Below are 22,964 nucleotides of genomic sequence, written 5' to 3'. Positions count from 1 at the left end.
CAGATTCTTTAACTAACAGGGTAAAATAACTTCCTGTATTACACTCTAGGTACTGATGAGAAGGTGGTGTTTCACATTTTCACTTTTCCTTCCTTTGCCAGCTGCTTTAACACGTCGTCTATCTCCTGTCTGCTCATTATCTTGAATTTCCTGGAGTCGGTGTCAACGTAGCCGGCCTCGATGAACTCACTAGAGGGCTTTGCATCGAGCACCGAGGCGATAGCCTGTATTCCGAGCTTGATCGTCTCCTCTACGCTCATGTCGTACTTGTAGTTCTTCTCCATGAACTCCGATACCGCGTTGGCTTTCTCACCGATGGCCACGGCGTAGTAGCTGAGGTATCTCCCACTAGGCTCTGTCATAAAGAGTTGCGTCCCCTGTTCGTCTATGCCTGCGAATATCACTGCTACACCGAAAGGCCTAACACCTGCGTGTTGCGTGTAAGCCTGCTTCACGTCGCATACCCTCTTCGCAAGGTACTCTATGGGGGCTGGCTCGTCGTAATACAGCCTATGTAACAAGGCTACCTGCCTAGCATACTCGATCAAGACGCGCCCGTCGCTCGCGATACCAGCGAAACTCGAGCCAACGTGGTCGTCTATTTTGAATATCTTCTGTATCAAATTCTCGTCAACTAGAGGCGCTATTTTCTTCTTCTCCACAACAACCATTGCCGCTGTTTTGCTCTTCAACCCAACTGTAGTCCAGCCTCTTCTAACAGACTCGAAAGCGTACTCAACCTGGTATATACGTCCGTCGGGTGAGAATATCGTGATCGCCCTGTCGTAGGCCGCCGCTGATATCCCGAAACTCATCTAAACCACCGCTGATTTGTACTCAATGAATCAAGGGTTTTATAAGAATTGGGTCTCAAGTCGTTATCAGCCCGGTTAGTGCGGGGGGTGGGATTTGAACCCACGCAGGTCTACACCAGCGGATCTTAAGTCCGCCCCCTTTGGCCTGGCTCGGGCACCCCCGCTCTCAACAAGTACTTTACTTAACCTGGGTTTTAAGCTTGAGACGAGAACTCAGTTCGTCGCGAGTTCTTCACTTGTCATGTTGGAGCGGCTTCATCATCTGGTGAAGTCTAATGCAGTCCGGAGTTATTAAATTAGGCAGTCAACCAAGCTTCTTCTTCGCAGACTTAAACGTGCCTGCTATACCCACGGGTATTATTTTGAAACCCAGCTCACTAGAAGCCGCTAGAGAAGCTAGAAACTCGACCTTAAACCTACCATTGAACCTCACTATAGCCTTAGACCCGCCCGGGTCGAAGTATACAACCTTGGGGTCTATACTAGCTAAGTAGACAACTCCGAAAGACCTCATCACAACCGATCTCAAAGCCTTCTCCAACTCCCCTGTTTCCTTAAAGCGACCTGGAGGGTAGTACATTATGGCGAGGTACCTCTTCCTGTACCTTCCGACTCTCCTAGCACGCGACAACCACGTAAATGCCTTGCAAACTACCGTCGGGTCTAAGAGAACTACGAGAACGGTGACGAGAGAGATTCCCGACAGTATTATAGAGAGGACCGATAATAACTGGTAAATGTCCACGTCAGATCGCCGTTCTAGTGAGGACTTTGTAAGGATGCGTAGAAAGCATTGCCTTCGCCGTCTCGTAGTCCACGTCTAATAGTTTCACGATAAACGACAAGACCACCAAGGGGTGATGGTATTCGAGAACGTCACTAGCACCGCTCGATACTATGACTGGCACCTTCCTGGAGATCATCAACTTGAGTCTTTTAACGAACCCTGCGAGGTTATTCTCGTTCGTCCCCCTTATCTCCGTAAACGGTACCTCAAGGGGCTTATTGTAGTACTTCATAACCGACGCCTGCTTCTTGTCAAACACAACCTGGTTCCTCGACGTCATGATAATGCTGTCGACGCGTCTATCGTGGGCTACCCACCTTGCTACTTCGACATTCAGTGGAACGACGCTCACAACGGTTTTGGGTTTCTTGAGACCGGCAAGAGCGCTCTTAAGATTACCTATGTTGTCCGAGACTACGACGACCTTCGAGAAAACGTTGGGGTCCACTGACACCTCGCCTGAGTCTAACCCCTCGACCGAAACCACCTTGTACCCAAGTCTCTTAGCCTCATCTACTAGCTTGTAGTCTTTCAGCCACAAGTCGATTAGCGTAAAACCACCCCTATGCTCGTAGAGCCTCCTACCTCACTCCCCGGGGATCGAGTCGAGGAGAGACCTTAACTCGTTCACGTTCTTTAAGCCCTTAAAGTGGACGACTACCTTGACCACGTCGTCGGCGTCGTTCAAGACGAATTTGCCTTGAAAGAGGCTCTGCTTGTCGAGTCTTATGAAAAACCTCCCAGTTCTCCCATCAAACCTCAGGTCTAGCGAGGCGTTTAGTAGAGACCTATCGGTCTTGCCCAGGTTTCTCAGTATGTTCTCGAGCACGCCTTTCTCTCCGACTCTAATCTTCATGACCTTTATCCTGTTCCCGTAGAAGCCCTCTAGGTCCTCTTCTTCGACTCTCACGCGGTCTCTAAGCTCGGCGGGTATAACGTTGTGGAGAGCTACCAGGACTCTCGAACAGTCTTCCGTCGCGTGGCAGTGTGTAGATACCTCTACCTCTTTTACACCGAGTTTTACTTCTTCTTTTCTGCCTCGCTCCAAGGTTCTCTTGCTCCCCTACTAGCCTCGTGCCTCTTCTTCAGCCTCCTCTCTTTGGCTTTCTTCTTCCACTTGTGCTTATGAGTGCCCTTCAGCCCCCTACTCTTCCTCAGACCCCTCATTTTCTTGCCAGCACTGGTTAGACCCCTGAATACCCTCCCTCTGTTCTGCGGTTCGCAGACCCAGTTTACCTCCGGGTCTTTACAGATAGACGGGTGGTTGGGGTCGACGAGTATGACCTCGTACCACTTGTATCTGCCGTCCTCGCCGACGTAGTAGCTGTTCAGCACCTCCAAGCCCGGGTACTTCCTCGCGGCTCTCTCTTCTGCTACCAGTCTCAGGCTCTTCGCAGGCGCATAACCGTAGACACCCATCCGCTTGGGTCTACGACCACTCGAGGGTCGCTGCTTCCTTAGTCCACCCTTCCTTACTCTGACCCTTACCACAATAAACCCTACTTTAGCCTTGTAACCCAGCTCTCTCGCTCTGTTAAGACGAGTAGGTTTCTCCACTCTAGTTACAGCCGCTTCTCTCCTCCACTTCATCAACCGCTCTCTCATCAAGTCTTTCATGGTTCCTTCGTAGGGCTTCTTCCACAGCATCGCAATGTAGTGGTACATGCTCTTGGCCATTCGGCCCACCGCTACCTGACTCTACACTCTAACCGTTATACAAGCTTAAAAAACTTATATAAGATTGGATCGGGCCACACATTTTAAGAGGGCGTGTTCACCCCCCTAAATGTTGTAGTGGAGTGTCATGCCTCCACCAGAGCGCCTCATCGGTATTGTGGGTAAGACGAACGTCGGTAAATCAACGCTCTTCTCCGCTATGACGCTCGCGACTGTGAAGATAGCGAACCACCCGTTTACGACTATTGAGCCCAATGTGGGAGTTGGGTACATCAGGATAAGATGCGCCCACGTAGAACTAAACCTACCCTCGTGCAACCCTAGGACGGGTGCCTGTATTAGGGGCGAGCGGTTCGTGCCGGTTAAGATTATGGACGTGGCTGGACTGATACCAGGGGCGAGCCAAGGTAGAGGGCTCGGCAACAAGTTCATGGATGACCTTCGCCAAGCAGACGTGTTGATCCACGTTGTCGACGCGGCCGGATCCACTGACCCCGAAGGGAGGCCTGTACGACCTGGTTCATTCGACCCGGTAGAAGAGGTCAAACTTATTCAGGCCGAGATTGACGAGTGGTTCTGGGGCGTCGTCAAGAAGCTCTGGGAGACTAAAATCCAGCGGAGCCTCCACAGTACCGTGGACCAGGTCGACCTACTAGCGAGAAGCCTATCGGGATTATCCATAAGGAAACAACACATCGTCGAGGCCCTAAGAGAAGTGGATTTGGAAAGCAAGAACTTGAAGAACTGGTCGCTGGACGATGTCAGGTCCTTTAGCCTAGCTGTTAGAAGGCTGAGCAAGCCGATAGTTATAGCAGCCAACAAAATAGATGTGCCGGAGGCTAGCGAGAATGTTAGGAGGCTCGTAGAGGTCTTCGGCAAAGAGAGCGTAGTACCTGTAAGCTCCCTCGCAGAGTTGTTGCTGAGGAAACTCGCAGCAGACGGAGTCGTAGAGTACCTGCCCGGAGACCCCTCGTTTAGGGTTGTCGACGAAAAGAAGCTATCGGGACAGTACAAGAGGGCGCTGGAGCTCATAGAAGAAAGCGTCTTAAGAGTCTATGGTAGCACCGGGGTTCAGTCGCTATTGAACAAAGCTGTATTCGAAGTGCTACGCTTAATACCCGTTTACCCTGTCGAGGATGCTAACAAGTACACAGACCACCACGGCAACGTGTTACCTGATGTCTACCTAGTTCCATGGGGGACTACAGCCAAGGAGCTCGCGTACATGATACACACAGACCTGGGTGAAGGGTTCTTGTACGCTATTAATGCACGTACTAAGGAGAGAGTCGGCGAGGACTACCAGCTCAAGTACGGCGACGTCATTAAGGTCGTTTCAGCCAAATCGAGACGTTGACGTCTATAGCGCTGTCACCTGTTCTTCCTTAAGGACTTCCAGTAACGTTGAGCCACCTTGTAGTAGTAGTCGTGAGACTTCCTCTCCCCGAAGTACGCTAACCCGTGCTCTCGGACTACTCGTTTCAGCTCCTCGCCTTCCTCTAGAGGTATCTCGCCGCGCTTCACCAGGTACTCTATGACCTCTACTGCCTCGTTCTCGTCCTTACACCTCCTTAAGTAGTCGTAGACGTTAGGAAGATAACCATGCCATGGATCGGAGAAGCCCTGGTCTACAGTCAGCCTGATACCCTCATACTGCCCGTCCAGTATCTCCTTAGCGAGGTTCGGGTACTTTCTTCTGAACTCATCAGTGCTCATTCTCAAACTTCATCACATCAACTCTAGCCTTAGTCTCGGGCTTTAATATCGTTTTCTGCGGTACGTCGCCCGTAACCACGACTCCTGGATATATCCACGAGAAGGAACCCACCTTCACCCCTGGCATTAGCGAGACGTTTATGCCGGTCTTCGCGTAGCCCCCAATCACGCTACCAAGTTTTTTCCTACCAGAGTCGACGACCTTGTCCTTAATCCTCATCTTAACGGTTTTTTCGTCGAACCTCAAGTTAGCCGTGACCGTCCCTGCCCCCAGGTTCACTCCTTCGCACACAATACTATCCCCGATGTAGGACAGGTGATTTGCGTGGACGTTCTCGAAGATAACGCTCTCTTTCACTTCCACGGAGAACCCTATCACTGAGCCGTCGCATATCACGCTGTAAGGTCTAAGTCTAGCAGAGGGGCCCACCCTTACTCTTCTGCCTACGTAAACCGGGCCCTCGATGTAGGTGAACGCCTTTATTTGGCTCTCCTCGCCTATGTAGACGTCACCGTGTATCACGACAGGTTGCTCCACTACCCCCTTTATGTTTTGTCCTCTCAGGTTGCTAAGGGCGGTTTTATTTGCCTCGATGACCTGCCACGGTAACCCTATGTCTATCCAGCTCCCTCTCGGCGCTGTAACAACCCTTACATCGCTTACGCTCGCTATCTTGTTAACTATGTCTGTGAACTCCAGCTCTCCACGCGGGCTAAACTGTATGTCCCTGTTCGAGAGTATATCTCCCACCCTGAGCTTGTACACCCCAGCGTTGACCACTTTAGAGAGGTGTTCCTTGGGCTTCTCCAAGATTTTATCTAGCGAGTCTTCGCCTTTTGTTAATAGCACCCCATACTGACTGGGGTCGTCCACCTCCGCGCCCAGTATCGCATTGCCCTCCCGCTTGGCTACCTCGAGTAGCAACTCCGGTTTACCCAAAAACACATCTCCATATACGATGAGAACGTCCTCTTCCTCCTCGACCCCCTCCACGGCCCTTAAGACAGCGTGGGCTGTACCAAGCTGTTGCTCCTGTTCGACAACCCTTATTTTCTTGTTTGCCGCAGTCTTCGATAGAAACTCTATTACCTTGTCTTTCATGTCGCCCACTACGATTATAACCTCGTCGACTAGACCGCCCAAGCCTTCGATCCACTCAAGTTGCCACGCGAGTAGTGGTTTACACAGTATAGGTATCAGAGGCTTAGGCCTGGTCTCGGTGATCGGTCTCAGTCTCTCCCCTTTACCCGCGGCTAGGATCACCGCTTTCAAAATAAACCACTGTGAGCACTATATGTAGCCTACTCGTAAAAAGTCTTACACAGCACCTTTCTGTATCGGTGAGATGACCTTGGCCGGTTGAGGACCGGCGGGGCCGGGTACCATGAGGAGCTTGCTCTTGTAGACCTCTACTCTTCTAACAGGGTATATTTTCCTGGTCCTCTCGGCTATGTCGGCGGACACCTTGCCTCCCAGTATCTCATTGACCAACTCGTCCAGTGTCAAGCTCGACGCTTTCTCGTAGATATACTCTCTCATAATCCTCCTAATCGCCTTCTTTTGGCTGGTGTTACACCTAAAGCTTGTCAAGGTGACGATCGTTAGCCGGACAACATAACCGTCTTTTGTCGTAACGTCGAAAATCCCCTGTATCTTGCTACTCTTCCTCCTTATAAGGCTTCTCATGTAGTCTCTAGCCAGCTCGTGGCCCTTGAACCTGGTAATGGCCTGGTCTCCTTGAACGTCGACTACCTGGAAGTATAGCTTCACGTGAACCTGCGATATGTCGCCCGTTAGATCGTACAATGTAGTCTCAACAGTCCTACCGATCAGCTTCATAGGGTCATCAGACGGTGTAGTAGCCAGAACAACGCCTCCGAACGATTGAGGTGCCACTATGTTGAACCACTTTTTCAACTTCCACTTGTCCTTGATCACTCCCTTTCTGGCCGCCATGTAAGCATCCCTTCTCTTCGGGTTAAAAGCAGATTAGTTTACTAACTTTTAAGCTTTCAGTGCACTAAGTCCCCAATTTTGACCACTACGCTCACTAGAGCAAGCACTTCGTCTATTGTCCCCTTAACTGTGTTTAAGCAGGTCTCCTTACTTTGGCATTTAACCTCCAGAATGTAAACCCCTTTACCGTCTCTCTCGACTACGCGATCCTCTATATATAGGTCACGACCAGGGTACTCGTTGTCAGGCTTAAGCGAGACGTATACAGACCTTGCCTCCCTTGCGTTTAGCTCGATACTAAGCCTTAACGAGACTTCCATCCTCTCTGACCCTACACAGCTGGTCGGGACCGCAACTCTCGTAAACCTCCTCTACCGGGTAGCCGACTCTCAAGAGCTCGCCAACGGTCGTCATCAACTCCCCGTCCCTTCTGACAATAATCGGTTTCCTGGACTCGATCGGGTAGATGAACCTTAGCGCCTCTACGAGTAGTTCAGGCCTATTCAACGGCTCGGGCATCTCGGTAACTCTACTGGGGCTGGCGAGGGGGGTAGACATAGCCCTGGCTACTATGTCGATTGCGTCCTCGTATACGTTGAGGAAGTCGTAGGCGAGTCTCTGGTGGAGTGTCACCTCGAGTAGTTGGTAAGGCGCCCCCTTTACAAGGCTCAGGAACACCAAGAAGGCCCCCAACAGCTCGACGAGGTCGACTAGAGTCCCATCTATGGTCGTCGTGTAAACGTAACCAACCAGCCTACGTTCTATTTTCTCTTTAAGAGCCTTGTCGCCCACGATATTCGACTCCAGCAACAGGATGAACTTCCTTAGTAGGTTTGGGTCCTGCTCAACCCCCGTCTCGGAAGCCCTCATTCCCGGTTGCAACTTTAGCTCTGCCAGCATCTTCATTACGACTTCCTCTCTACCGGTCAAGCCGGGCAAAGGAGGAATTATCGTTCTTGTCAACGCCTTCAGTATACTCACTCTCTTGTACCCCCATACCCTGAAGCCCAGTTCTTGCTCTATCAAGCCCTTGGTTAAGAGCTCGTTAAGAATCGATTTCTCGACCCCTTTAGGGCCTTCCCTCCCAACATCCACGCCCTCGTAAACGCCTGCCGCGATTGATAAGACCTTGTCCCAGGCGTGAACACCAAACTTCCTCTCCATCTCGTAGACAACAGACCCTGTCAACGTAGAGTTCGGGTGCTTGCCTAGGACGATAGCCTTAGCCCCCTTGGGCTGCGGCAAGCCTAGAAGGACTACTTCCTCTCTCCCTTCCAATATGCTCGTAGTGTCGAAGCTAATGGCAACATCGACCCCGCGCTCAGACAAGTTGTGAAGCATAGTACTAGCTGCTAGAATAGAGTCGAGGTCTATACGGGGCACTACTCTTATAAAACTCTTCGAAAACACCTGCTCAATAGAGCTCAAGCAAACCCCTCCGGACTACCCGGTCGAAAACGTGTACACCGGCAATTGCCTGCTTGTGTGCCCCTAGCCTGTACCTCAAGTTTATATCCCGCGAGGTCTAATTAAAGAAGATGACGCCAAGCCGATGAAGAGGGAATCCGGGTTTAAGCGTAGATTGGACGTGCTGACGAGGCCCGCTACTGAGGTTCGACCCTCATCCAGCTTCTTCTTTAGGCCTCCATAGCTCCCTCATTCTCCTTCTCTTCAGCTTGTCCATCTCTCTCTCAATGTATGAGTAGACTGTACTGTGCCTTCTACCCTCGATTAGCATCTCCACTGCTGCTCTCGCTACCTGGGCCGACTCGTAGTCGCCTATGATGGCTACATTAGTGTCGTATACCGAGATATACGTGCCGGTCATCTCCTCTAGAACCCTTCTTGCTTTACCCCCTTCCCCGATCACCCTTCCAAGGATCCTCTGTATATGGTTAGGCTTGTCGCCTACGTACTGCTTGAGCTCGATGATCATCAAGACCTGGTCTTCCCCTAGGAGGCTCATGGCTTTATCGGGCGAAAAGCCGCTGGCGATCGCTCTGACGATCTCCCTCGCCTTCATCAGCTCATATGTCGTTGTTGAAGGAAACGCTGGCTCAATTATGACCATACCGCTGGTCGAGTCTACGGTTAACCTAGTCCTAGTCTTCTCCTCGATCTCTCTCTTAACCCTCCCCTCGTTACCTATTAAGACTCCAATCCTCTCCAAGGGGATTTTCTCGTAAAGTTTCGTGACCCCTATAATCATTCTACCTTTCTCTTCTCCAGACATTTGAGTAGTACCTCGAGGATACTATTAGGGTCTTTAACGCTATTAAGCCCTACCTCATCCTTGAAGAAGCTCTCAACTCTCTCTACGTCTCTCCTTAGGAATTCAAGCGCGTTGGGGTGCCCTACGTCGAGTGCTTGGCTAACGTCTATTATGACCACGTCTGCGTCGGGGGTCACCATGATGTTGAACTCCGACAGGTCGCCGTGGACCAGCCTAGCCCTGCAGACCATTTTCTCGAGTTCCTCCAAGACTTTGTCGTGTATCTTCTCGAGCTCCTCCAACTCTAAGTCTCTGTAAGCTTCGACCAGTAACGGGTATCTGAGGCCGTCCTCGCCTATGAACTCCATTACGAGCACGTTGTTGTAGACGCTAATAGGCCTTGGAACCCTTACACCCGCCTCGTAAAGCCTCGCCAAGTTCCTGAACTCTTTCCTAGCCCAAGCGTACACGAGTTCACGCGTATTACGCGGCGAGAAGCCGGCGAACCTAGGGTCTCCTGCTATATACTTCCACATCCCTTTCCTGAACTCAGCACTACTTGTCAGGTATATCTTCACGGCCACAGGTTTATCGTCGTAGGTGTAGCCTAAGTAAATCCTAGACTCTTTACCAGCGCTTATAGTACCAGCCAGCCTCTTGATGACCTTCCTCCTCATCAACTCGACAACGTTCAGAACAGTTCTGGTGTCAAAAACCTCTTCTACGGTCTCGAATAAATCGTCGTCTTTAATCCGCTTCTCATGACCCTTAGTCATACAAGTTCACTGATCGCGTCGATAAACTCCTTCGTCACAACACCCTTCTCCATCAGTTTCTCTAGCTCGCTCCTACCGTACTTGTACAACACCTCGCCTTTTTCTGGAGAGAAGTCCCACACGCCCGCGAGCACGATGTCTCCCTCGCTAATCCACACGCGCCTCCTCATTTTTCCCGGTATTCGTAGCTTCCTGTCAACTCCGTCCATGCACTTAGCCAGCACGTAGTCGCCACCGAGGTGTTTGATGACACCGCAAATTATAGTCCCCTCGCCGGGAAGAGGTGGTTCTTTACTGCTCGGCTCCCCAACTGATTTCCTCGACAGCATAATCACCCTATTGACCATACTTCAAGACATACTCTTTATCATCTATAACAAGTATTTTAACGTAATCACCCTGCTTGACCTGAAACGGTATGTTTGTCAACAGGAACTCCTTTACCTCCCCCGAGTCGCGGTCCAGCAAATAGACCATAGACTTGTCCACAGCAACCACCTCGTACACCCCCTTAACGTAGTAGTTCTCGACGATAGAGAGGTGTCCACTCCAGTACTCCGATAACGGTACAGTCGTTCTCCTAGAGGAAGAAACCGCTTCTAACTGGATCCCTCTTACGTCGAGTTTCTTCACCACCCACAGCTCACCGCCGTATCTGACTATAGAGCCCTCTGTGACATCGGGAAGCCTGACCGAGAACGTGTGTATACCCTGCCAAACACCTTTCCGCGCGTCGTACCTGGTCGACTTGAAGGTCTCTTTCACATGACCCCCTAGCAACCTAGCCAGCTCGTATGCCAACCTCCGAGCAGGAAGCTGGTCGACGAACCTTATGTCAAACCCGTTCGGGGCGTCTTCTACGTCTACCAAGTACTCGCTGTAACCCGGGTTTGACATGATAACCCCCTCCACTAAGCCTCTGTGAGCTTGAGCATTAACTCCCCTGACTTGTACTACGGCCGAGATTTTCCTGCTGGCACGAGCCAAACACCTCGGGCATATGGTTCTTGAAACGGATATCCTGACGTCTTGGTTGAACTGCACGAAATGCTTCTTGTTCAGAACTATCCCAAATAACCAGTTCTGGACGTAAACCCCTTTAGCGGACTCCCTAGGCTCGCCCGAGGGCTCCACCGAGATCAGCTCTGCCGAGGCTATCATGTACTTGGCCTGGTTGTCGAGGAGGTACCTCCTGACTATGTTTTCCATGCTATCCTGGTGCCACTCGCCCTTATAGAATATTGAGCCGCATCTACTACAGACCTTTAGCTCCAGAGAGACTTGTTTAGTAAAGGGGTTTCCAATCTTCCTGAAACAATCTATGCAGTAGCCGTTGACGTAGTCTTCGTCAGAGACTTCTCTACCGCAATTTAGGCAGTACCTCACTACGACCCACCGCTCCTGGGACGCCTACAAGGTTACGAACATAGCTACTTTAACGCCGTTCACAACAAGCACGGTATCCTCTCTGACAAGGCCCTCGCTTATAGCCCGCCCCACGATACTGTTACCCACAATGTTCGCCATACTAGCCTTCCTTAGGACTTTCACGGCTTTATCAACGTCCAAGACCTCTCCTTTAAAGAAAGACGGGTCCACGTAGAAGTTGATACCCCGTGACTCGTCTACAAGCCTAAGCCCCAAAACGTCCTCGTCGCACGCTGCTACAAGAAGCCCGCTCTCCGTGTTGTAGGTCTTGACGTACACCCTCACCGCGACTTCACGAACGCTCATTTGAACGCCTCCACTGTTGTCTCGGCGCCGCACGCCTCACACTTGAGAACAAAGACCTTGCCCTTCCTTATCAGCTTGGTGTGATAGCTACCACAGGTCGGGCATCTAACGTACTTCTTCACGAACATGTCTAGGAACTTGTTAATCACTATAGCATTGAACTTACCCTGCAGCACCAGTTGGCCCGCCTCGTTGATCACAGCTGGTACACCCAGCTCCTTGATGTAGTAGTGCTGGAGGAGAGACTCGTCGCGTGCTAGAACGTCGGCTATTTTCCTGAAGTTCGTTATTATAGTCTTACCGCCTACAACTGTAACTTCCGCCTTGGGCACCTCGAAGACTTCGCCACTACTGGTCTTCTGCGGGAGCCTACTGTAGGCTCTCTCGAGTAGTTCCTCGTAGGCGTAGTCCCTAGCACGTTTTGACATCAAGACCACGCTCCTAGATTTAATGGTTAATAGGGCTTTAATAACTCTCATTCAAAGTAACGTTGAGGAAGACTAGATGAAAGTATACCTAGAGACCTATGGATGTGCTTTGAACAAGAGCGACGAGGCATTAATGAAGAGAGTTCTCACCGATAGGGGGCATGGTATAGTAGACGACCCTACCAGCGCTGACGCCCTAGTGATCAACACGTGTACTGTAAGGCTCGATACCGAGTATAGGATGGCGAGGAGGATCGCCGAGCTTTACAGACTAGCTAAGGAGAGCGGTAAAAAACTAGTGGTCGCGGGCTGCCTCGCCAAGGCCCAGCCCTATAAGGTAGCCAAGCTGGCGCCTGACGCCAGTATCGTCTCGCCTCAGAACGCCGACAAAATATACCTCGCCGTCGAGTCCAACTCTAGAGTCGTCTTGTTGACAGGGCTTAGGAGCAGGGGGTCTATAGGTGTCTTCTTGACGGGTAGAATAGCTCCAATACCCGCACAGGAGGGCTGCCTGGGCAACTGCACTTTCTGCATCGTGAAACACGCTAGGAGGGTGCTCGTAAGCCACCCCATCGAGGACGTCAAGAAGGCTGTCGAAGAAGCTGTCAGGCTTGGTGCTGTAGAGATAGAACTCACCGGCATGGACCTCGGCACATACGGGATCGACCTCTACAAGACCCGGAAATTGCCGGAGTTAATCGAGTCCGTGGCTGAGGTCGAGGGGGACTTCATGGTAAGGGTTGGCATGCTCAACCCCGAACACTTGAGCTACATCCTAGACGACCTCGTGGAAGCCCTACAGCATAGGAAAGTCTACAAGTTCCTCCATATACCCCTCCAATCGGGCAGTAACAGGATACTTAAGCTTATGGGGAGGAAGTACACCGTTGAAGAGTACATCGATTACGTCGAGGAACTGAAGAGCAAGATCCCGGGCATTAGTATCGCCACCGACATACTCGTCGGCTTCCCACACGAGACGGACGAGGACTTCCAGGACACAGTAGAAGTCATCAAGAAGCTAAGGTTCGAAAGAGTACACCTAGCGGCTTACAGTATAAGACCTAGGACGCTAGCCACGTCTCTACCCCAGATCCCTACTCAGACAAAGAAATCACGTGTGCTCCAAGCACTGAGAGTAATAGAACAGGTGGGTCTCGAAGACAAACAGAGGTACGTCAACACGGTTCAGAACTGCTTCACCACAGAAAAAGAAAAAGGCTGGGTGTGTAGGCTTGAAAACTACATACCGGTCGTCCTGAGATCGGAGGAGGATCTAGACTACGGGAGGTGGGTTAAGGTAGCGATTAGTGAAGCCACATTCTTCGACTTACGCGGCTACGTAATAAACTAGACAACTCCGTCCAACGGCTTTCACGCGTGTTTTCTTGAGTTCAGTCTAGAAGTGGGCGTAGTCTCCCCGCGACGGGGTTAATCCTTAAGATGAGATATTCTGCCCAAGCGGGCCCGCGGGGATTCGAACCCCGGGCCTCCGGCTTAGAAGGCCGGCGCCCTATCCTGGCTAGGCGACGGGCCCGCCTTTATGCTTCTATGAGTTAAACCGGTTTAAAAGAATGAGCGCGACGCCTTCGAGGCTATTTACTGGAGCAAACAGCCTTCTCGATTACATGGTTGATAAGACCGGGGTCTGTGGGCTTGAATAGCTTGACTATCACGTGGTCTGGTTTACCCCCGCCTTTACCGTACTGACCGAGCTCCTTTACCACTTTTGTGAGGTCCAAACCCCTCTCTCTCGCCTTAGTAGGGTCTACCGCTATCTCGAGTAAGTCGCCCATTAAGACGACAACCATTGCTCTCCTCTTCAAGGCGGCCTCTTCAACGACTTCCTTCCTAAGCGCCTCGTCCTCTATCGGTATGAGGACGAAGTAGTACTCGAACCCGCAACTCGCGCTCACAACGCTCCTCTCGAGGAGGATCTCCTTGAGGAGACCCCTGTACCTGCTTAAGAGGGATGTCTTTTCCTTGAGCTCGTTTACTATTCTCTCGGCAGCCGCAACTATGTTGTCCCCGCCCAGGATACTCAGGGCTTTCTGCTCTTCATCCATGAAGTCTCTCATGACCTCTGGTATCCTGGTTGCCGATACAAACTCCAGCCTGACAACGCCCTCCTGTATCCTGTCCACGTTGATTATCTTTATCCCGCCGACCTCGGCTGTGTTCTTGACGTGCGTCCCGTAACACGCTTGAGCGTCGAAACCTGGTATCTCGACGACTCTTACGTTACTCGAATAGACCGAACCACCCTGGTACAGCCTAATCCCGTACTTCTTCTCAGCGTCAAACCTACTCAAGGTGTTGAAGTTTAGATCGATCCTTAAGTCGACTATTCTATTAGCCTCTTTCTCTATGGCCTCTACATCCTCTTTTGACAGGGGCTTGTAGTGGGTTATGTCTAGCCTAGCCTTCTCGACGGTCTTCTCGGCGCCGGCTTGCCAAACGTGTTCTCCCAGTACCTTCCTGGCGGCTGCGAGAACTATGTGGGTCGCCGTGTGGTGTCTCATAAGCCTATACCTCCTACCCCAGTCAACCTCGACTACGACGGTGTCACCTGGTCTGAGAGAGGGCTCACGGTCTAGCACGTGGACTATGACGTTCCCGAACTTGTACGCCTCGAGAACCCTGTAGACTTCTTCGCCAAACCTCACGATGCCCGTGTCGTAGTCCTGCCCACCCGACCTCGGATAGATCACTGTCCTGTCCAAGACCACCAGCCTACCTTTAACGCCTAGCACTCTAGCCTCCGTGCTCTTCTTATAGGGGTCGATGTGGAACTCCGGCACCGTCTCCCACAGGTTACTCGCCCACTCGAACTCCTCCTGCTTCTCGACCTGCTTCGCTAGCCTCGGCGGCGCAGAGTGCCTCGCTGCCACGACCGAGTAGAAGTCTGGTGGTAACTGGACGTTGGTGCCCAGAGACCTGGCTTTCTCGACAACTATCTCCGGGGGTATACCGTAAGAGTCGTATATCGAGATCAGGTCTTCTAGGCCCAGCTGCTTTTTCCTGGAGACGATTTTCCTAACAAGGCTCTCGCTCTCGACTAACGTGTCAACGAACTTGCCTATCTCCGCCTGTGCCACTTCCAGGATGTAGTCTCTTCTACCAGCCAGCTTGCCGAAGACGTAGTCCCCGGTCCAGTAGTTTATCTGGGCGTTGATTAGCTCCAGTACAACGTCTCTTACCTTGCTAAGCTCCACGCCAGCGAGTAGTACGTTCCTCGCGAGCCTTCTAGCCACTAGCCTCGCTAAGTAGCCTTCTCCTGTATTTGACGGGACTATCCCGTCCGCGAGCATTAGAGCTAGCGTCCTCGTATGGTCGAGTATAGAGTACGTGTAGACGCTCCTCTCTAAGTCTTTAGCGTACTCGCCGAAGCCCAACTTGGTAGCGAGGTCTAGGAGTTCGCTCACAGAGGATATCTCCTTGTCGCTAGTCTCGTACACGATCTTCTTCAGGACATCGCTAGGGGGCTCCTCGACCCCGAGGAGGTCTTTGAACTTGCCTACCAGGCTACCGTACACTGCGTGGAAGCCGGTCGGGGTTCTCTGAGTAAGCCACGTGATCCTCTCGATACCATACCCGCAGTCGACGACTAGTACGGGGTTGTCTACCCACCTACCACCTGCGTCCTTATACTTCATGAATACGAGCGTAGCCACCTCTAGACCGTCGACCAGCACTTCGGGGGCTGGGCCAGCGTTGCCCCCTCCCTCCCACCAAGACTCTTTGAAGACTATGTCGTCCATGCTCAGCCCGATCTCCTTTGTGAAGAAGTCTATCGTGTTGTCTAGGACTCCCTCGACCCAGTAAACAAACTTACCGGGCTTGTTGAAGGCGTGCATGCCCCCCATTTCGAAACTAGTCATGTGCCTACCGAAAGTGAGCCCGACGTTGTCTATGTCTGTCAGCCTGATCGACGGCTGAACTATCACGAGAGGGTTGTAGGGTGGATCGACGAGACCGTCGGTCACGTGCGGCTGGAAGACTATTATCGACGCAATCGTCAAGTAGAGGTCGTCGCGCCACTTTGCTAGTACAGGATAGGGGTCGACGACCTCGTGGCCTCTCCTTACGAGGAAGTCGATGAACCTGCTCCTAACCTCTCGGAGGGAGAGAGGTCTCAGGTTCTTATAGTCCTTGTAGAGGAACTCGTACTTAGAGCAGGGTCTATCGGGGCACGTCTCTCGAGGTCTCGTACTCCATATTACTCCTTCGCACTTGATGCACCTGTACTTCTCGTACCCGTACCTCCTCAAGTATCCTAGGTCTATGTCGCTTGTAGACAAGAATACCCCCGGTAGGCATCAAAGAGTATAGAAACCCGCTGTTATATTAAAATACTTCTGCTGCTTCGTGGGAGTAGAACTGGGGTGTGTTACATCCCGAAGAGGGCTCCGAGCCCTTCAGCCAGTTGCTCTTCGCTGATCGTCTCCTGCTTCTCCTCCTCTTTCTTCTCTTCCTCCTTCTTCTCGGCAGCCTGCTGCTGAGGCTGTACCGGCTGAGCTACTGGGGCTGCCGCAACAGGCGCCGCTAGTGCTTGCTCTAGCACCTTGCCTATGTCGATCGTCTTGAGCGCCGCAACGAGGGACTTAACCCTTACCTCGTCTACGGCTACACCAGCTGCTTCCAGGACCTTCTTCACGTTTTCCTCATTTATCTCCTTGCCGGCTCTATAGAGTAGTAGGGAAGCATAGATGTACTCTATAGACATCACCTCTACACGCATTGTAGATTGTTTCAGGGCTTTTTAAATTAATGCAAGGGTTTTAAAACTATCGTGAACCAAATAGGCTACATCCCGAAGAGGGCTCCGAGCCCTTCAGCCAGTTGCTCTTCGCTGATCGTCTCCTGCTTCTCCTCCTCTTTCTTCTCTTCCTCCTTCTTCTCGGTAGCCTGCTGCTGAGGCTGAGATGGTTGCTGAACCACGCTGACCTTGAGTCCCAGTTCTGGTGCCTTCTCTGACACGGCCGCTGCTAGCGCCAGGGCCTTACTCTCAGCGACCCTAATAATGTGCTCCACGGTGTCAGGGGTCACGAAGGCTGTCTCTACTGCTAGACCTAGTGCCTGTCTGTGGGCTTTCACCAGGGTTAGCCTTAGGATGTCGGGCTCCGGCCACGCTATCTCGACGCCTACCTTCAGGTAGTCCAGAGCCGCTACCTTCAAGAGCTCTACGTACTCGTCGACATTCAACGCCAGTCTATCGCCGGGGATGAGGATCCCGCCGTCGTAAGCCACTTTGACTCTCAGCTTGACCTCCTTTAAGGGGAGGTCCAATTTCTGGAGTAGGCTGGCTAGCTCCGGTGATATCTGGTCGCCCGGTTTAGCCACGACCGTGTCCTTGGCTATTTGAATAGAGTTCCCAACGACTTTTGTTGGTATTTTAAGCCTCCCGAACACGCTCAACATAGGTCCTGGAGGTATGCCTGTGTCCCCTTCCGGTATAACGATCTCGCTCGACGCCACGTCGCCGGGCTTGTAGTACGTGTACGACTTGTGCTTCTCGAGAAGGCTGTTGAGCTCGAACGCGTTAATGTCTGATAATAGGAGGGCTACTTGGCCCGTCAAGTACTTCGTTAGACCCGTCTTCTCGGGGTCTATCCCGGCTTCCCTCAGCGAGATGGCTAGTAGCTTCGGCTTTACGACCTTGATAAATGCTACCTTGCCTATCTTCTTTCTCAGCTCCTGAAGCTTGTTCGTAGGGAAACCTGTGAGGTCCGCTACGAGGATCGTTTTGTGCCTTTTGATCTCCTCTGCTAGCTCCTTTACTTGCTTGACTTTCCACTCAGGGATCTCTCTTTTCTGCATGAGGGCTGGCACACTAGACACCTCTAACCTCTACGGGTATCCCCATCGTAGTCTTGACTATAACCTTGTCGATATTGGCTACACCTTGGGGAAGCTTTGTCTCCACGGCCGAGATCACGGCGAGTGCGTTCTCGGCTAAGTCCTCGGGTTTCATGTCAGCAGTGCCTATAGAAGTCATTACTTGTGGCTGGTCCTTTAGCCTGGCCAACACAGCGTTCTTGAACCTGTTCATCAGGGCCACCATGTCCGAGCCGGGCGGGACAGGTACCGGTGCCTTACCTCTGGGGCCAAGAGCCGGCCCGAGAGTTCTACCCACGACAGCCATTAGATCCGTCTTGACTAGAACCCAATCACACGTGTCTGCAATCTTCTTTGCGTTCTTTTTTGTCATACCCTGGAGGTCGGCCGGCGTAAGAACCATGTGAGCTCCTGCCTGCCTAGCTCTCTCCGCCATCTCGCCGTCAGCCACAACACACACTTTACGTTCTTTGCCCCTCCCCTTGGGCAGGAACACCGTTTCTCTCACTTTACCGCCCAGCTCCTTCACATTCACGTCTCTCAGTACTATTATCAGCTCCACGGTCTCCTTGAAGTTAGCGTGCTTGTGCGATACCGCCTTTTCTACAGCCTGGACAAGCATCTCCTTGGTTATGGGCATCAAGACACCTCTTTCTCCCACTCGGTCTCAAACTTCTTTAGTAACTCGTCGTAAAAACCTTCGTCAACAAGCTTCTGCACCTCCTTGGGGTCCTTACCATCCACGGTCAGACCTATCGACCTGGCTGTACCGAGAACGGTCTTGACCGCGGACCGGAGGGTCCTAGCGGTCAGTTTATCCTTCTTCAAGATGGCCACTTTGATGACCTGCTCCATCTTTAGATCGCCTATCTTCTGGTGAGCCGGGTCACCTGTGAACTGGCTAGCCCCCGCTTCCTTCAATAGAAGGGCTGTCGTGGTGGGTACGCCTACTTTGATCTCGTACTTCTTAGTCGAGGTGTCTACATGGATCTCGACGGGGACGCTGAGACCCTCGAATCCCTTCGTGGCTTCGTTGATCGCCTTTACGACCTCCTGCACGTTCAACTTAAGAGAGGACAGGGTTGGACCCAGTGGCGGACCAGGGTTAGCCTTCCCGCCCTCCACCATAACCCTAACGACTTTCTTACCCACGGCTAATCACCCTTCTTAACAGGCTTCACGTACTCACCTGAGATAGTTATAGGTATCGCGTGAGTAGCTTCTAAAATGCTAACCGTAAGCATGTTTTTATTCTTATCCACGTTGGTGACCTGAGCTCTCATGCCCTTGAACGGCCCTCTCACGATCTCTACTATGTCGCCGACTTTGATGGACTCCACTACCGGCTTTGGCTTGATGAGCCTCTCTATCTCCTCCTTGGATACTAGTATGAGAGACGAGCTCTTCAAGTGCTTTACCTCGGATATGACCTTGTATATGCCCGTGGGCTTTGTAGCCTCGATGAAAATGTAACCTCTTACACCAGGGGGTATTATCAGGCTGGCTATGCCGACGTCCTCGCCTTTTTCTGCCAGCTCCTTTATCCTCCTCTCCAGGATGAGGACTACGTCCAGCTCACGCCCTACGGTGGTCCTTACCGCATATATCTTAGCCTCCTCCGAGGACATACTGCTACCCCGCTATCTGTGGGAAGAGGAAGGCGTAGAAGATCACTCTTATGATAAACGCGATACCCCCTACGATAGCCATACCAAGTAAACTCAACTTGAGCGTGGTCATGAAATCGTCTCTCTCGGGTTTAGACGCGAGAGTGAAAATTTTCTTCCACTGGTCGACCATCTCCCGCAAGTCCAACACGGACACCCTTTCTAAGCGGGTAAAATTCTTTCCAGGTACTCAATTGGGTCAAACAGTTTTAAATCTTTGTAGTCCTGGCCGACGCCTATAAACAGGATTGGCTTCTTAATCGCGTAGACTATGCTCACGGGGACACCCCCCTGCTCGTAAGCATCTACTTTAGCTATCACAACAGCGTCTACGCCTACTTTCTCGTTGAAGAACCGTGCCTGTTCTATAGCGTCGTTCCCTGTTAAGGCGTCTACTACGAGTATTTTCATGTGTGGCTTAACGACCTTCACTACCTTCCTCAACTCCTCAACCAAGTCTACGTCTGTGTGCATTCTACCAGCTGTGTCGATGAGTACCACGTCGAAGCCCCTGCTCTTCGCATATGCTATGCTATCGAACGCCACCGAGGCAGGGCTCACCCCATACCTACCCGTAAAGACTGGGACCCCTATTCTGTCCCCATGTATCTTCAGCTGTTCTTGAGCTCCAGCCCTAAAGGTATCCGCGGCCACCATCAAGGGCTTCAAGCCCTTCTCTTTAAGGTAGTAGGCTATCTTGGCTATAGTGGTGGTTTTGCCGACACCGTTTACGCCTAGGAAGACTATTTTGAAAGGCCTCTCGCTTCTAACAGCCTTGTCGAACTCGATACTACCTGCTTCGCGGAAGTAGCCTAGGATAGTCTCCTTCAAGTACTCTACGAGCTTTTCTCTAGACTTGACCACGTTGTCCTCTATAGCCTTGTTAAGCTTGCTTGATATGTCCTCCGCTACTTCTAGAGCGACGTCGTTCGACAATAATTCTAGCTTCAGCTCCTCTAGCTCGCCTAGTAGCTTCTCCTTTGAGAACGCTATTGACGCAACTCTCTCGACGAAGTTTGAGAAGACACTCTTGAGCCTACGAAACAAGAAAACACCCTATAGGTTCTCTATTATCTACTTCCGCTTTCTACGCTGGTAGAACCTGCTTGCCTAGACTGTAGTTGAGCAAATACCTGGGTGAGGATTTGCTGGATGTACGAGTACTCCTCTAGTACAGACTTGTAGTCCCTCTGCAGTTTGTCAACGATCCTCTTCACCGCCTGTAGCCTTTTTTCCAGCAGGCTGACGCCTTGGTCCCTACTCGCCTTTGCGTAGTAGTTTAGGCCCAGGTTCACTATTACATTTTTGTCCCAACCGTCTTTCACTACAGCCGGTACCATAGCAGAGCCGAGCCTATTTAAGAGGACGTATATCTGGGTTTCTCCTTGTGGCAGGTTTCTCAGAGTGTCTAGAACCAGCTGTAACTCTGCGTACTGTGTCAGGTAGGTGTTTAGTGCCGACTGCAACGCGCCAGCGTACTCCTTCAACTCCTCAGCTCTCGCAACTAGTTCCTCTAGGGATACAGCCCTCCCCTCTTCACCCGGCTTCTTACTCATTTAACTACCAGCCTCTCGACCTTCAGAAGCTCCCGCACGTGCGGGTCCATAGCCTCCTCGAGCGGTATCTCCTCGATTTTCTCAACAACTATGTGTTTCCTCCTGAGTTTGTGATTGCTCCCCAGCAAGGAGTAGACTTTCTCCAGGGCTTGCTCTCTTGTCAAGGCCCTAACCTCCTTCGTGAACTTCTGCCATGTAGGGTACCTGTCGTGGCTGACGAGCATTCTACCCGTAACCCTGTAAACCTTCACCTCTCCCATCAGCCACCACCGAAACCCCTCTTTATCCTCAGTATCTCGGGGCCCGTTGTTATGCCCCCGACTATGACACCCCTATTATTAGCAATTAATCCACTCTTTATAAACGGAACTCCAGCGTTGACTGTAGCCTTCTCAACTGTGACTCCTAGAACCTGTTTGACGAAACCTACTTCGTCCTCAGGTAAGTCGGGGTGAACTATACCTCCAAAGTCGTTCACGACACCTAAGCTACCGGGTATGGGGAGGTTCATCAGGCTCCTCCTTACCACGTTGATACGCAGCACTTCTACCATCTCTTTCACATCTTCCTCTGAGAAATCCGGAGACACAATACCCGCCTTGTTGTTGAGGAGTATCGCATTCCCCAACGCCGTGACACGGGACTTCAGGGTTCTCACTTCGAGACCGTACCTAGAGACCTCCTTCTTCAACCAGTCTATTTCCGAGCTGTGGACAAAATAGGGGAGCAAGATCCCGTTGTCGTTTCCCGCCACAAAAACTCCATTGAGAGGACTGCCAGCTACTCTGAACTCGAGAATGTTTACGCCCAGTATCTCGCTGATCATCTCCAGGTCGTCCCGTGGGAGACCCGGGGGTACAAGTGCGATCTCGTTGTTTACGAAAATGTAGACCCCTATATTCGAGTTACCATAAACGCTCAGCTTCACAATCTCCATATAATTAAAACACCTAGTTGAGTTTCACGCGTTCTTTGTCTTGCGAGTACTCCTAGCCAGCAGCACCTTTGCCGTCTTCTCCTCGGGGTTATACCTTATTTCGACCACTACTCTTCTAGGGGGCTTCTCTCTCCCCCTCGACCAGATGAGCTTGTTCACCAGAGGGTCGATGACTATCTTCTCGGCTTGTTTATAGTGCCTCGCAACATACTTTTTTACGAGTCTGACGGCTCTGTCAGCTCTGTTCATTCTTCTACCGAAGTAGACGCGGGAAAGTGGTATTATGTGGACAGACCTCTTGACTTGTGCCTCGCTCAACTATACCACCCCTCACAGTTTCAGCTTGCTCCTACGCCAGTGTCTCAGCCTAAAGGCCCTCCTAACCCTCCTGTTCGTCTTGAGCGTGACCCAGATAGGTATGGGTCTATTACTCTTAAGGGCAGCTGCTAACCTGAGCTTCCTGGCTAGGGGTTTGAAGCGGGCCATATTCACTTCCTCCTTATCTCAATCTTTGTATCCCTATGTGTCTGCTCGTATATTTCTGCGAGCAGTCTCTTGAGAAAATCATCGGTTATGGGTATTTTAACTCTCCCACTCCTAGCCAAGTTGATTAACTGCTCCTCCAGGGCCTGTGCTAGCTCCGGTTTAACGAGCCTCAAGTTTGCCAGCCTCTCCCTAGCCTCGGGCGTCAAGATCTGCCGGAGCGCCGCATCGATCTGCGCTCTGCGCTGCCTCTCCTCCTCCATCTTTCTTTGCAACTCGGCGAGCTTCCTCCTCTTGATCTCCTCTAACTCCTCGTCTTCGTAGCCAGCCGCCACGACGAAGCACCCACCTAGTTGTCTAAAACTGTTTTTGATCCTCTTA

At 51.6% G+C, this 22,964-nt stretch carries 32 protein-coding genes and 2 tRNA genes; 2 read left to right on the top strand and 32 right to left on the bottom strand.

Features of this window, described 5'->3' with window-relative positions; genetic code table 11:
• Window positions 1-71 precede the first annotated feature (71 nt).
• From psmA to TCELL_RS02095, 6 genes are all read right to left on the bottom strand, one after another.
• On the bottom strand, window positions 72-815 hold the full coding sequence (gene psmA, locus TCELL_RS02120; protein ID WP_014737084.1) for an archaeal proteasome endopeptidase complex subunit alpha: 744 nt from the start codon (window positions 813-815) through the stop codon (window positions 72-74).
• A gap of 79 nt (window positions 816-894) precedes the next feature.
• Window positions 895-979: transfer RNA gene (locus tag TCELL_RS02115), tRNA-Leu, on the bottom strand.
• A gap of 140 nt (window positions 980-1,119) precedes the next feature.
• The gene (locus TCELL_RS02110; RefSeq protein ID WP_014737083.1) at window positions 1,120-1,560 is read right to left on the bottom strand and encodes an Rpp14/Pop5 family protein; all 441 of its coding nucleotides are present in this window, start codon (window positions 1,558-1,560) and stop codon (window positions 1,120-1,122) included.
• A 1-nt stretch (window position 1,561) separates the two neighbouring features.
• Window positions 1,562-2,143 (bottom strand): RNase P subunit p30 family protein, encoded by a 582-nt coding sequence (locus tag TCELL_RS02105; RefSeq protein WP_014737082.1) that lies wholly within the window; start codon window positions 2,141-2,143, stop codon window positions 1,562-1,564.
• 45 nt (window positions 2,144-2,188) lie between these two features.
• Window positions 2,189-2,650, bottom strand: coding sequence for an RNA-binding domain-containing protein (locus TCELL_RS02100; RefSeq protein WP_014737081.1), 462 nt, complete (start codon window positions 2,648-2,650; stop codon window positions 2,189-2,191).
• Window positions 2,623-3,279 carry a 50S ribosomal protein L15e gene (locus TCELL_RS02095; RefSeq protein ID WP_014737080.1) on the bottom strand — a complete coding sequence of 219 codons (657 nt, stop codon included), beginning with the start codon at window positions 3,277-3,279 and terminating at the stop codon, window positions 2,623-2,625. Before TCELL_RS02095 ends, TCELL_RS02100 begins: the two co-directional genes overlap by 28 nt.
• A gap of 127 nt (window positions 3,280-3,406) precedes the next feature.
• Here TCELL_RS02095 and TCELL_RS02090 point away from each other — a divergent pair, with 127 nt between their 5' ends.
• Window positions 3,407-4,636 carry a redox-regulated ATPase YchF gene (locus TCELL_RS02090; RefSeq protein ID WP_048162937.1) on the top strand — a complete coding sequence of 410 codons (1,230 nt, stop codon included), beginning with the start codon at window positions 3,407-3,409 and terminating at the stop codon, window positions 4,634-4,636.
• A 14-nt stretch (window positions 4,637-4,650) separates the two neighbouring features.
• On the opposite strand, the gene TCELL_RS02085 is transcribed toward TCELL_RS02090, so the two are convergent.
• The 11 genes from TCELL_RS02085 to TCELL_RS02035 form a co-directional block, all read right to left on the bottom strand.
• Window positions 4,651-4,995 (bottom strand): DUF2095 family protein, encoded by a 345-nt coding sequence (locus TCELL_RS02085; RefSeq protein ID WP_014737077.1) that lies wholly within the window; start codon window positions 4,993-4,995, stop codon window positions 4,651-4,653.
• Complete coding sequence (glmU, locus tag TCELL_RS02080) at window positions 4,985-6,259, bottom strand: bifunctional sugar-1-phosphate nucleotidylyltransferase/acetyltransferase (protein ID WP_014737076.1); 1,275 nt, start codon at window positions 6,257-6,259, stop codon at window positions 4,985-4,987. Before glmU ends, TCELL_RS02085 begins: the two co-directional genes overlap by 11 nt.
• A gap of 54 nt (window positions 6,260-6,313) precedes the next feature.
• Window positions 6,314-6,952, bottom strand: coding sequence for a 30S ribosomal protein S3ae (locus tag TCELL_RS02075; RefSeq protein WP_014737075.1), 639 nt, complete (start codon window positions 6,950-6,952; stop codon window positions 6,314-6,316).
• Between the two features lie 56 nt (window positions 6,953-7,008).
• Entirely contained in the window at window positions 7,009-7,272 is a 264-nt protein-coding gene (locus TCELL_RS02070; protein WP_014737074.1) for a hypothetical protein, read from the bottom strand.
• On the bottom strand, window positions 7,250-8,380 hold the full coding sequence (locus TCELL_RS02065) for a hypothetical protein (protein ID WP_014737073.1): 1,131 nt from the start codon (window positions 8,378-8,380) through the stop codon (window positions 7,250-7,252). The genes TCELL_RS02070 and TCELL_RS02065 overlap by 23 nt, the downstream gene beginning before the upstream one ends.
• A gap of 193 nt (window positions 8,381-8,573) precedes the next feature.
• A complete protein-coding gene (locus tag TCELL_RS02060) occupies window positions 8,574-9,185 on the bottom strand; it encodes a KH domain-containing protein (RefSeq protein WP_014737072.1) in 612 nt (203 codons plus the stop codon).
• Entirely contained in the window at window positions 9,158-9,940 is a 783-nt protein-coding gene (locus tag TCELL_RS02055; protein WP_014737071.1) for a serine protein kinase RIO, read from the bottom strand. Before TCELL_RS02055 ends, TCELL_RS02060 begins: the two co-directional genes overlap by 28 nt.
• Entirely contained in the window at window positions 9,937-10,269 is a 333-nt protein-coding gene (locus tag TCELL_RS02050; protein ID WP_014737070.1) for a translation initiation factor aIF-1A, read from the bottom strand. Before TCELL_RS02050 ends, TCELL_RS02055 begins: the two co-directional genes overlap by 4 nt.
• Before the next feature lie 7 nt (window positions 10,270-10,276).
• A complete protein-coding gene (locus TCELL_RS02045) occupies window positions 10,277-11,326 on the bottom strand; it encodes a 60S ribosomal export protein NMD3 (RefSeq protein ID WP_014737069.1) in 1,050 nt (349 codons plus the stop codon).
• A 24-nt stretch (window positions 11,327-11,350) separates the two neighbouring features.
• Window positions 11,351-11,674 (bottom strand): DUF424 domain-containing protein, encoded by a 324-nt coding sequence (locus TCELL_RS02040; protein ID WP_048162930.1) that lies wholly within the window; start codon window positions 11,672-11,674, stop codon window positions 11,351-11,353.
• Window positions 11,671-12,102, bottom strand: coding sequence for a translation initiation factor IF-2 subunit beta (locus TCELL_RS02035; protein WP_048163564.1), 432 nt, complete (start codon window positions 12,100-12,102; stop codon window positions 11,671-11,673). Before TCELL_RS02035 ends, TCELL_RS02040 begins: the two co-directional genes overlap by 4 nt.
• A gap of 76 nt (window positions 12,103-12,178) precedes the next feature.
• Here TCELL_RS02035 and TCELL_RS02030 point away from each other — a divergent pair, with 76 nt between their 5' ends.
• Window positions 12,179-13,456 (top strand): tRNA (N(6)-L-threonylcarbamoyladenosine(37)-C(2))-methylthiotransferase, encoded by a 1,278-nt coding sequence (locus TCELL_RS02030; RefSeq protein WP_014737066.1) that lies wholly within the window; start codon window positions 12,179-12,181, stop codon window positions 13,454-13,456.
• Between the two features lie 108 nt (window positions 13,457-13,564).
• Here TCELL_RS02030 and TCELL_RS02025 read toward each other — a convergent pair.
• From TCELL_RS02025 to TCELL_RS01955, 15 genes are all read right to left on the bottom strand, one after another.
• Window positions 13,565-13,639: transfer RNA gene (locus TCELL_RS02025), tRNA-Arg, on the bottom strand.
• A gap of 58 nt (window positions 13,640-13,697) precedes the next feature.
• On the bottom strand, window positions 13,698-16,403 hold the full coding sequence (gene alaS / locus TCELL_RS02020) for an alanine--tRNA ligase (RefSeq protein WP_014737065.1): 2,706 nt from the start codon (window positions 16,401-16,403) through the stop codon (window positions 13,698-13,700).
• 89 nt (window positions 16,404-16,492) lie between these two features.
• Entirely contained in the window at window positions 16,493-16,822 is a 330-nt protein-coding gene (gene rpl12p, locus TCELL_RS02015; protein WP_048163561.1) for a 50S ribosomal protein P1, read from the bottom strand.
• 86 nt (window positions 16,823-16,908) lie between these two features.
• Window positions 16,909-17,934, bottom strand: a complete 1,026-nt coding sequence (locus TCELL_RS02010; protein WP_238529032.1) for a 50S ribosomal protein L10 — start codon at window positions 17,932-17,934, stop codon at window positions 16,909-16,911.
• Between the two features lies 1 nt (window position 17,935).
• Entirely contained in the window at window positions 17,936-18,580 is a 645-nt protein-coding gene (locus TCELL_RS02005) for a 50S ribosomal protein L1 (protein WP_014737062.1), read from the bottom strand.
• Window positions 18,580-19,092, bottom strand: coding sequence for a 50S ribosomal protein L11 (locus TCELL_RS02000; protein ID WP_014737061.1), 513 nt, complete (start codon window positions 19,090-19,092; stop codon window positions 18,580-18,582). The genes TCELL_RS02005 and TCELL_RS02000 overlap by 1 nt, the downstream gene beginning before the upstream one ends.
• Window positions 19,093-19,094: 2 nt before the next feature.
• Window positions 19,095-19,568, bottom strand: coding sequence for a transcription elongation factor Spt5 (locus tag TCELL_RS01995; protein ID WP_014737060.1), 474 nt, complete (start codon window positions 19,566-19,568; stop codon window positions 19,095-19,097).
• A gap of 4 nt (window positions 19,569-19,572) precedes the next feature.
• A complete protein-coding gene (locus tag TCELL_RS01990) occupies window positions 19,573-19,758 on the bottom strand; it encodes a protein translocase SEC61 complex subunit gamma (protein ID WP_014737059.1) in 186 nt (61 codons plus the stop codon).
• A gap of 11 nt (window positions 19,759-19,769) precedes the next feature.
• Window positions 19,770-20,654: a signal recognition particle-docking protein FtsY gene (gene ftsY / locus TCELL_RS01985; RefSeq protein WP_014737058.1), complete on the bottom strand. Its 885-nt coding sequence runs from the start codon at window positions 20,652-20,654 to the stop codon at window positions 19,770-19,772.
• Between the two features lie 23 nt (window positions 20,655-20,677).
• Window positions 20,678-21,163: a prefoldin subunit alpha gene (gene pfdA / locus TCELL_RS01980; RefSeq protein WP_014737057.1), complete on the bottom strand. Its 486-nt coding sequence runs from the start codon at window positions 21,161-21,163 to the stop codon at window positions 20,678-20,680.
• A complete protein-coding gene (gene rpl18a, locus TCELL_RS01975) occupies window positions 21,160-21,423 on the bottom strand; it encodes a 50S ribosomal protein L18Ae (protein WP_014737056.1) in 264 nt (87 codons plus the stop codon). Before rpl18a ends, pfdA begins: the two co-directional genes overlap by 4 nt.
• The gene (locus TCELL_RS01970) at window positions 21,423-22,100 is read right to left on the bottom strand and encodes a translation initiation factor IF-6 (RefSeq protein WP_014737055.1); all 678 of its coding nucleotides are present in this window, start codon (window positions 22,098-22,100) and stop codon (window positions 21,423-21,425) included. Before TCELL_RS01970 ends, rpl18a begins: the two co-directional genes overlap by 1 nt.
• 24 nt (window positions 22,101-22,124) lie before the next feature.
• Window positions 22,125-22,418, bottom strand: coding sequence for a 50S ribosomal protein L31e (locus TCELL_RS01965; RefSeq protein WP_014737054.1), 294 nt, complete (start codon window positions 22,416-22,418; stop codon window positions 22,125-22,127).
• Between the two features lie 12 nt (window positions 22,419-22,430).
• Complete coding sequence (locus tag TCELL_RS01960; RefSeq protein ID WP_014737053.1) at window positions 22,431-22,586, bottom strand: 50S ribosomal protein L39e; 156 nt, start codon at window positions 22,584-22,586, stop codon at window positions 22,431-22,433.
• A gap of 2 nt (window positions 22,587-22,588) precedes the next feature.
• The gene (locus TCELL_RS01955) at window positions 22,589-22,918 is read right to left on the bottom strand and encodes a DNA-binding protein (RefSeq protein WP_014737052.1); all 330 of its coding nucleotides are present in this window, start codon (window positions 22,916-22,918) and stop codon (window positions 22,589-22,591) included.
• Window positions 22,919-22,964: the final 46 nt, after the last annotated feature.

The sequence above is a fragment of the Thermogladius calderae 1633 genome, from assembly GCF_000264495.1.
GTDB classification, from domain to species: Archaea; Thermoproteota; Thermoprotei_A; order Sulfolobales; family Desulfurococcaceae; genus Thermogladius; species Thermogladius calderae.
The sequence above is the reverse complement of the archived record's forward strand: the minus strand, read 5'-3'. Positions and strand labels throughout refer to the sequence as shown.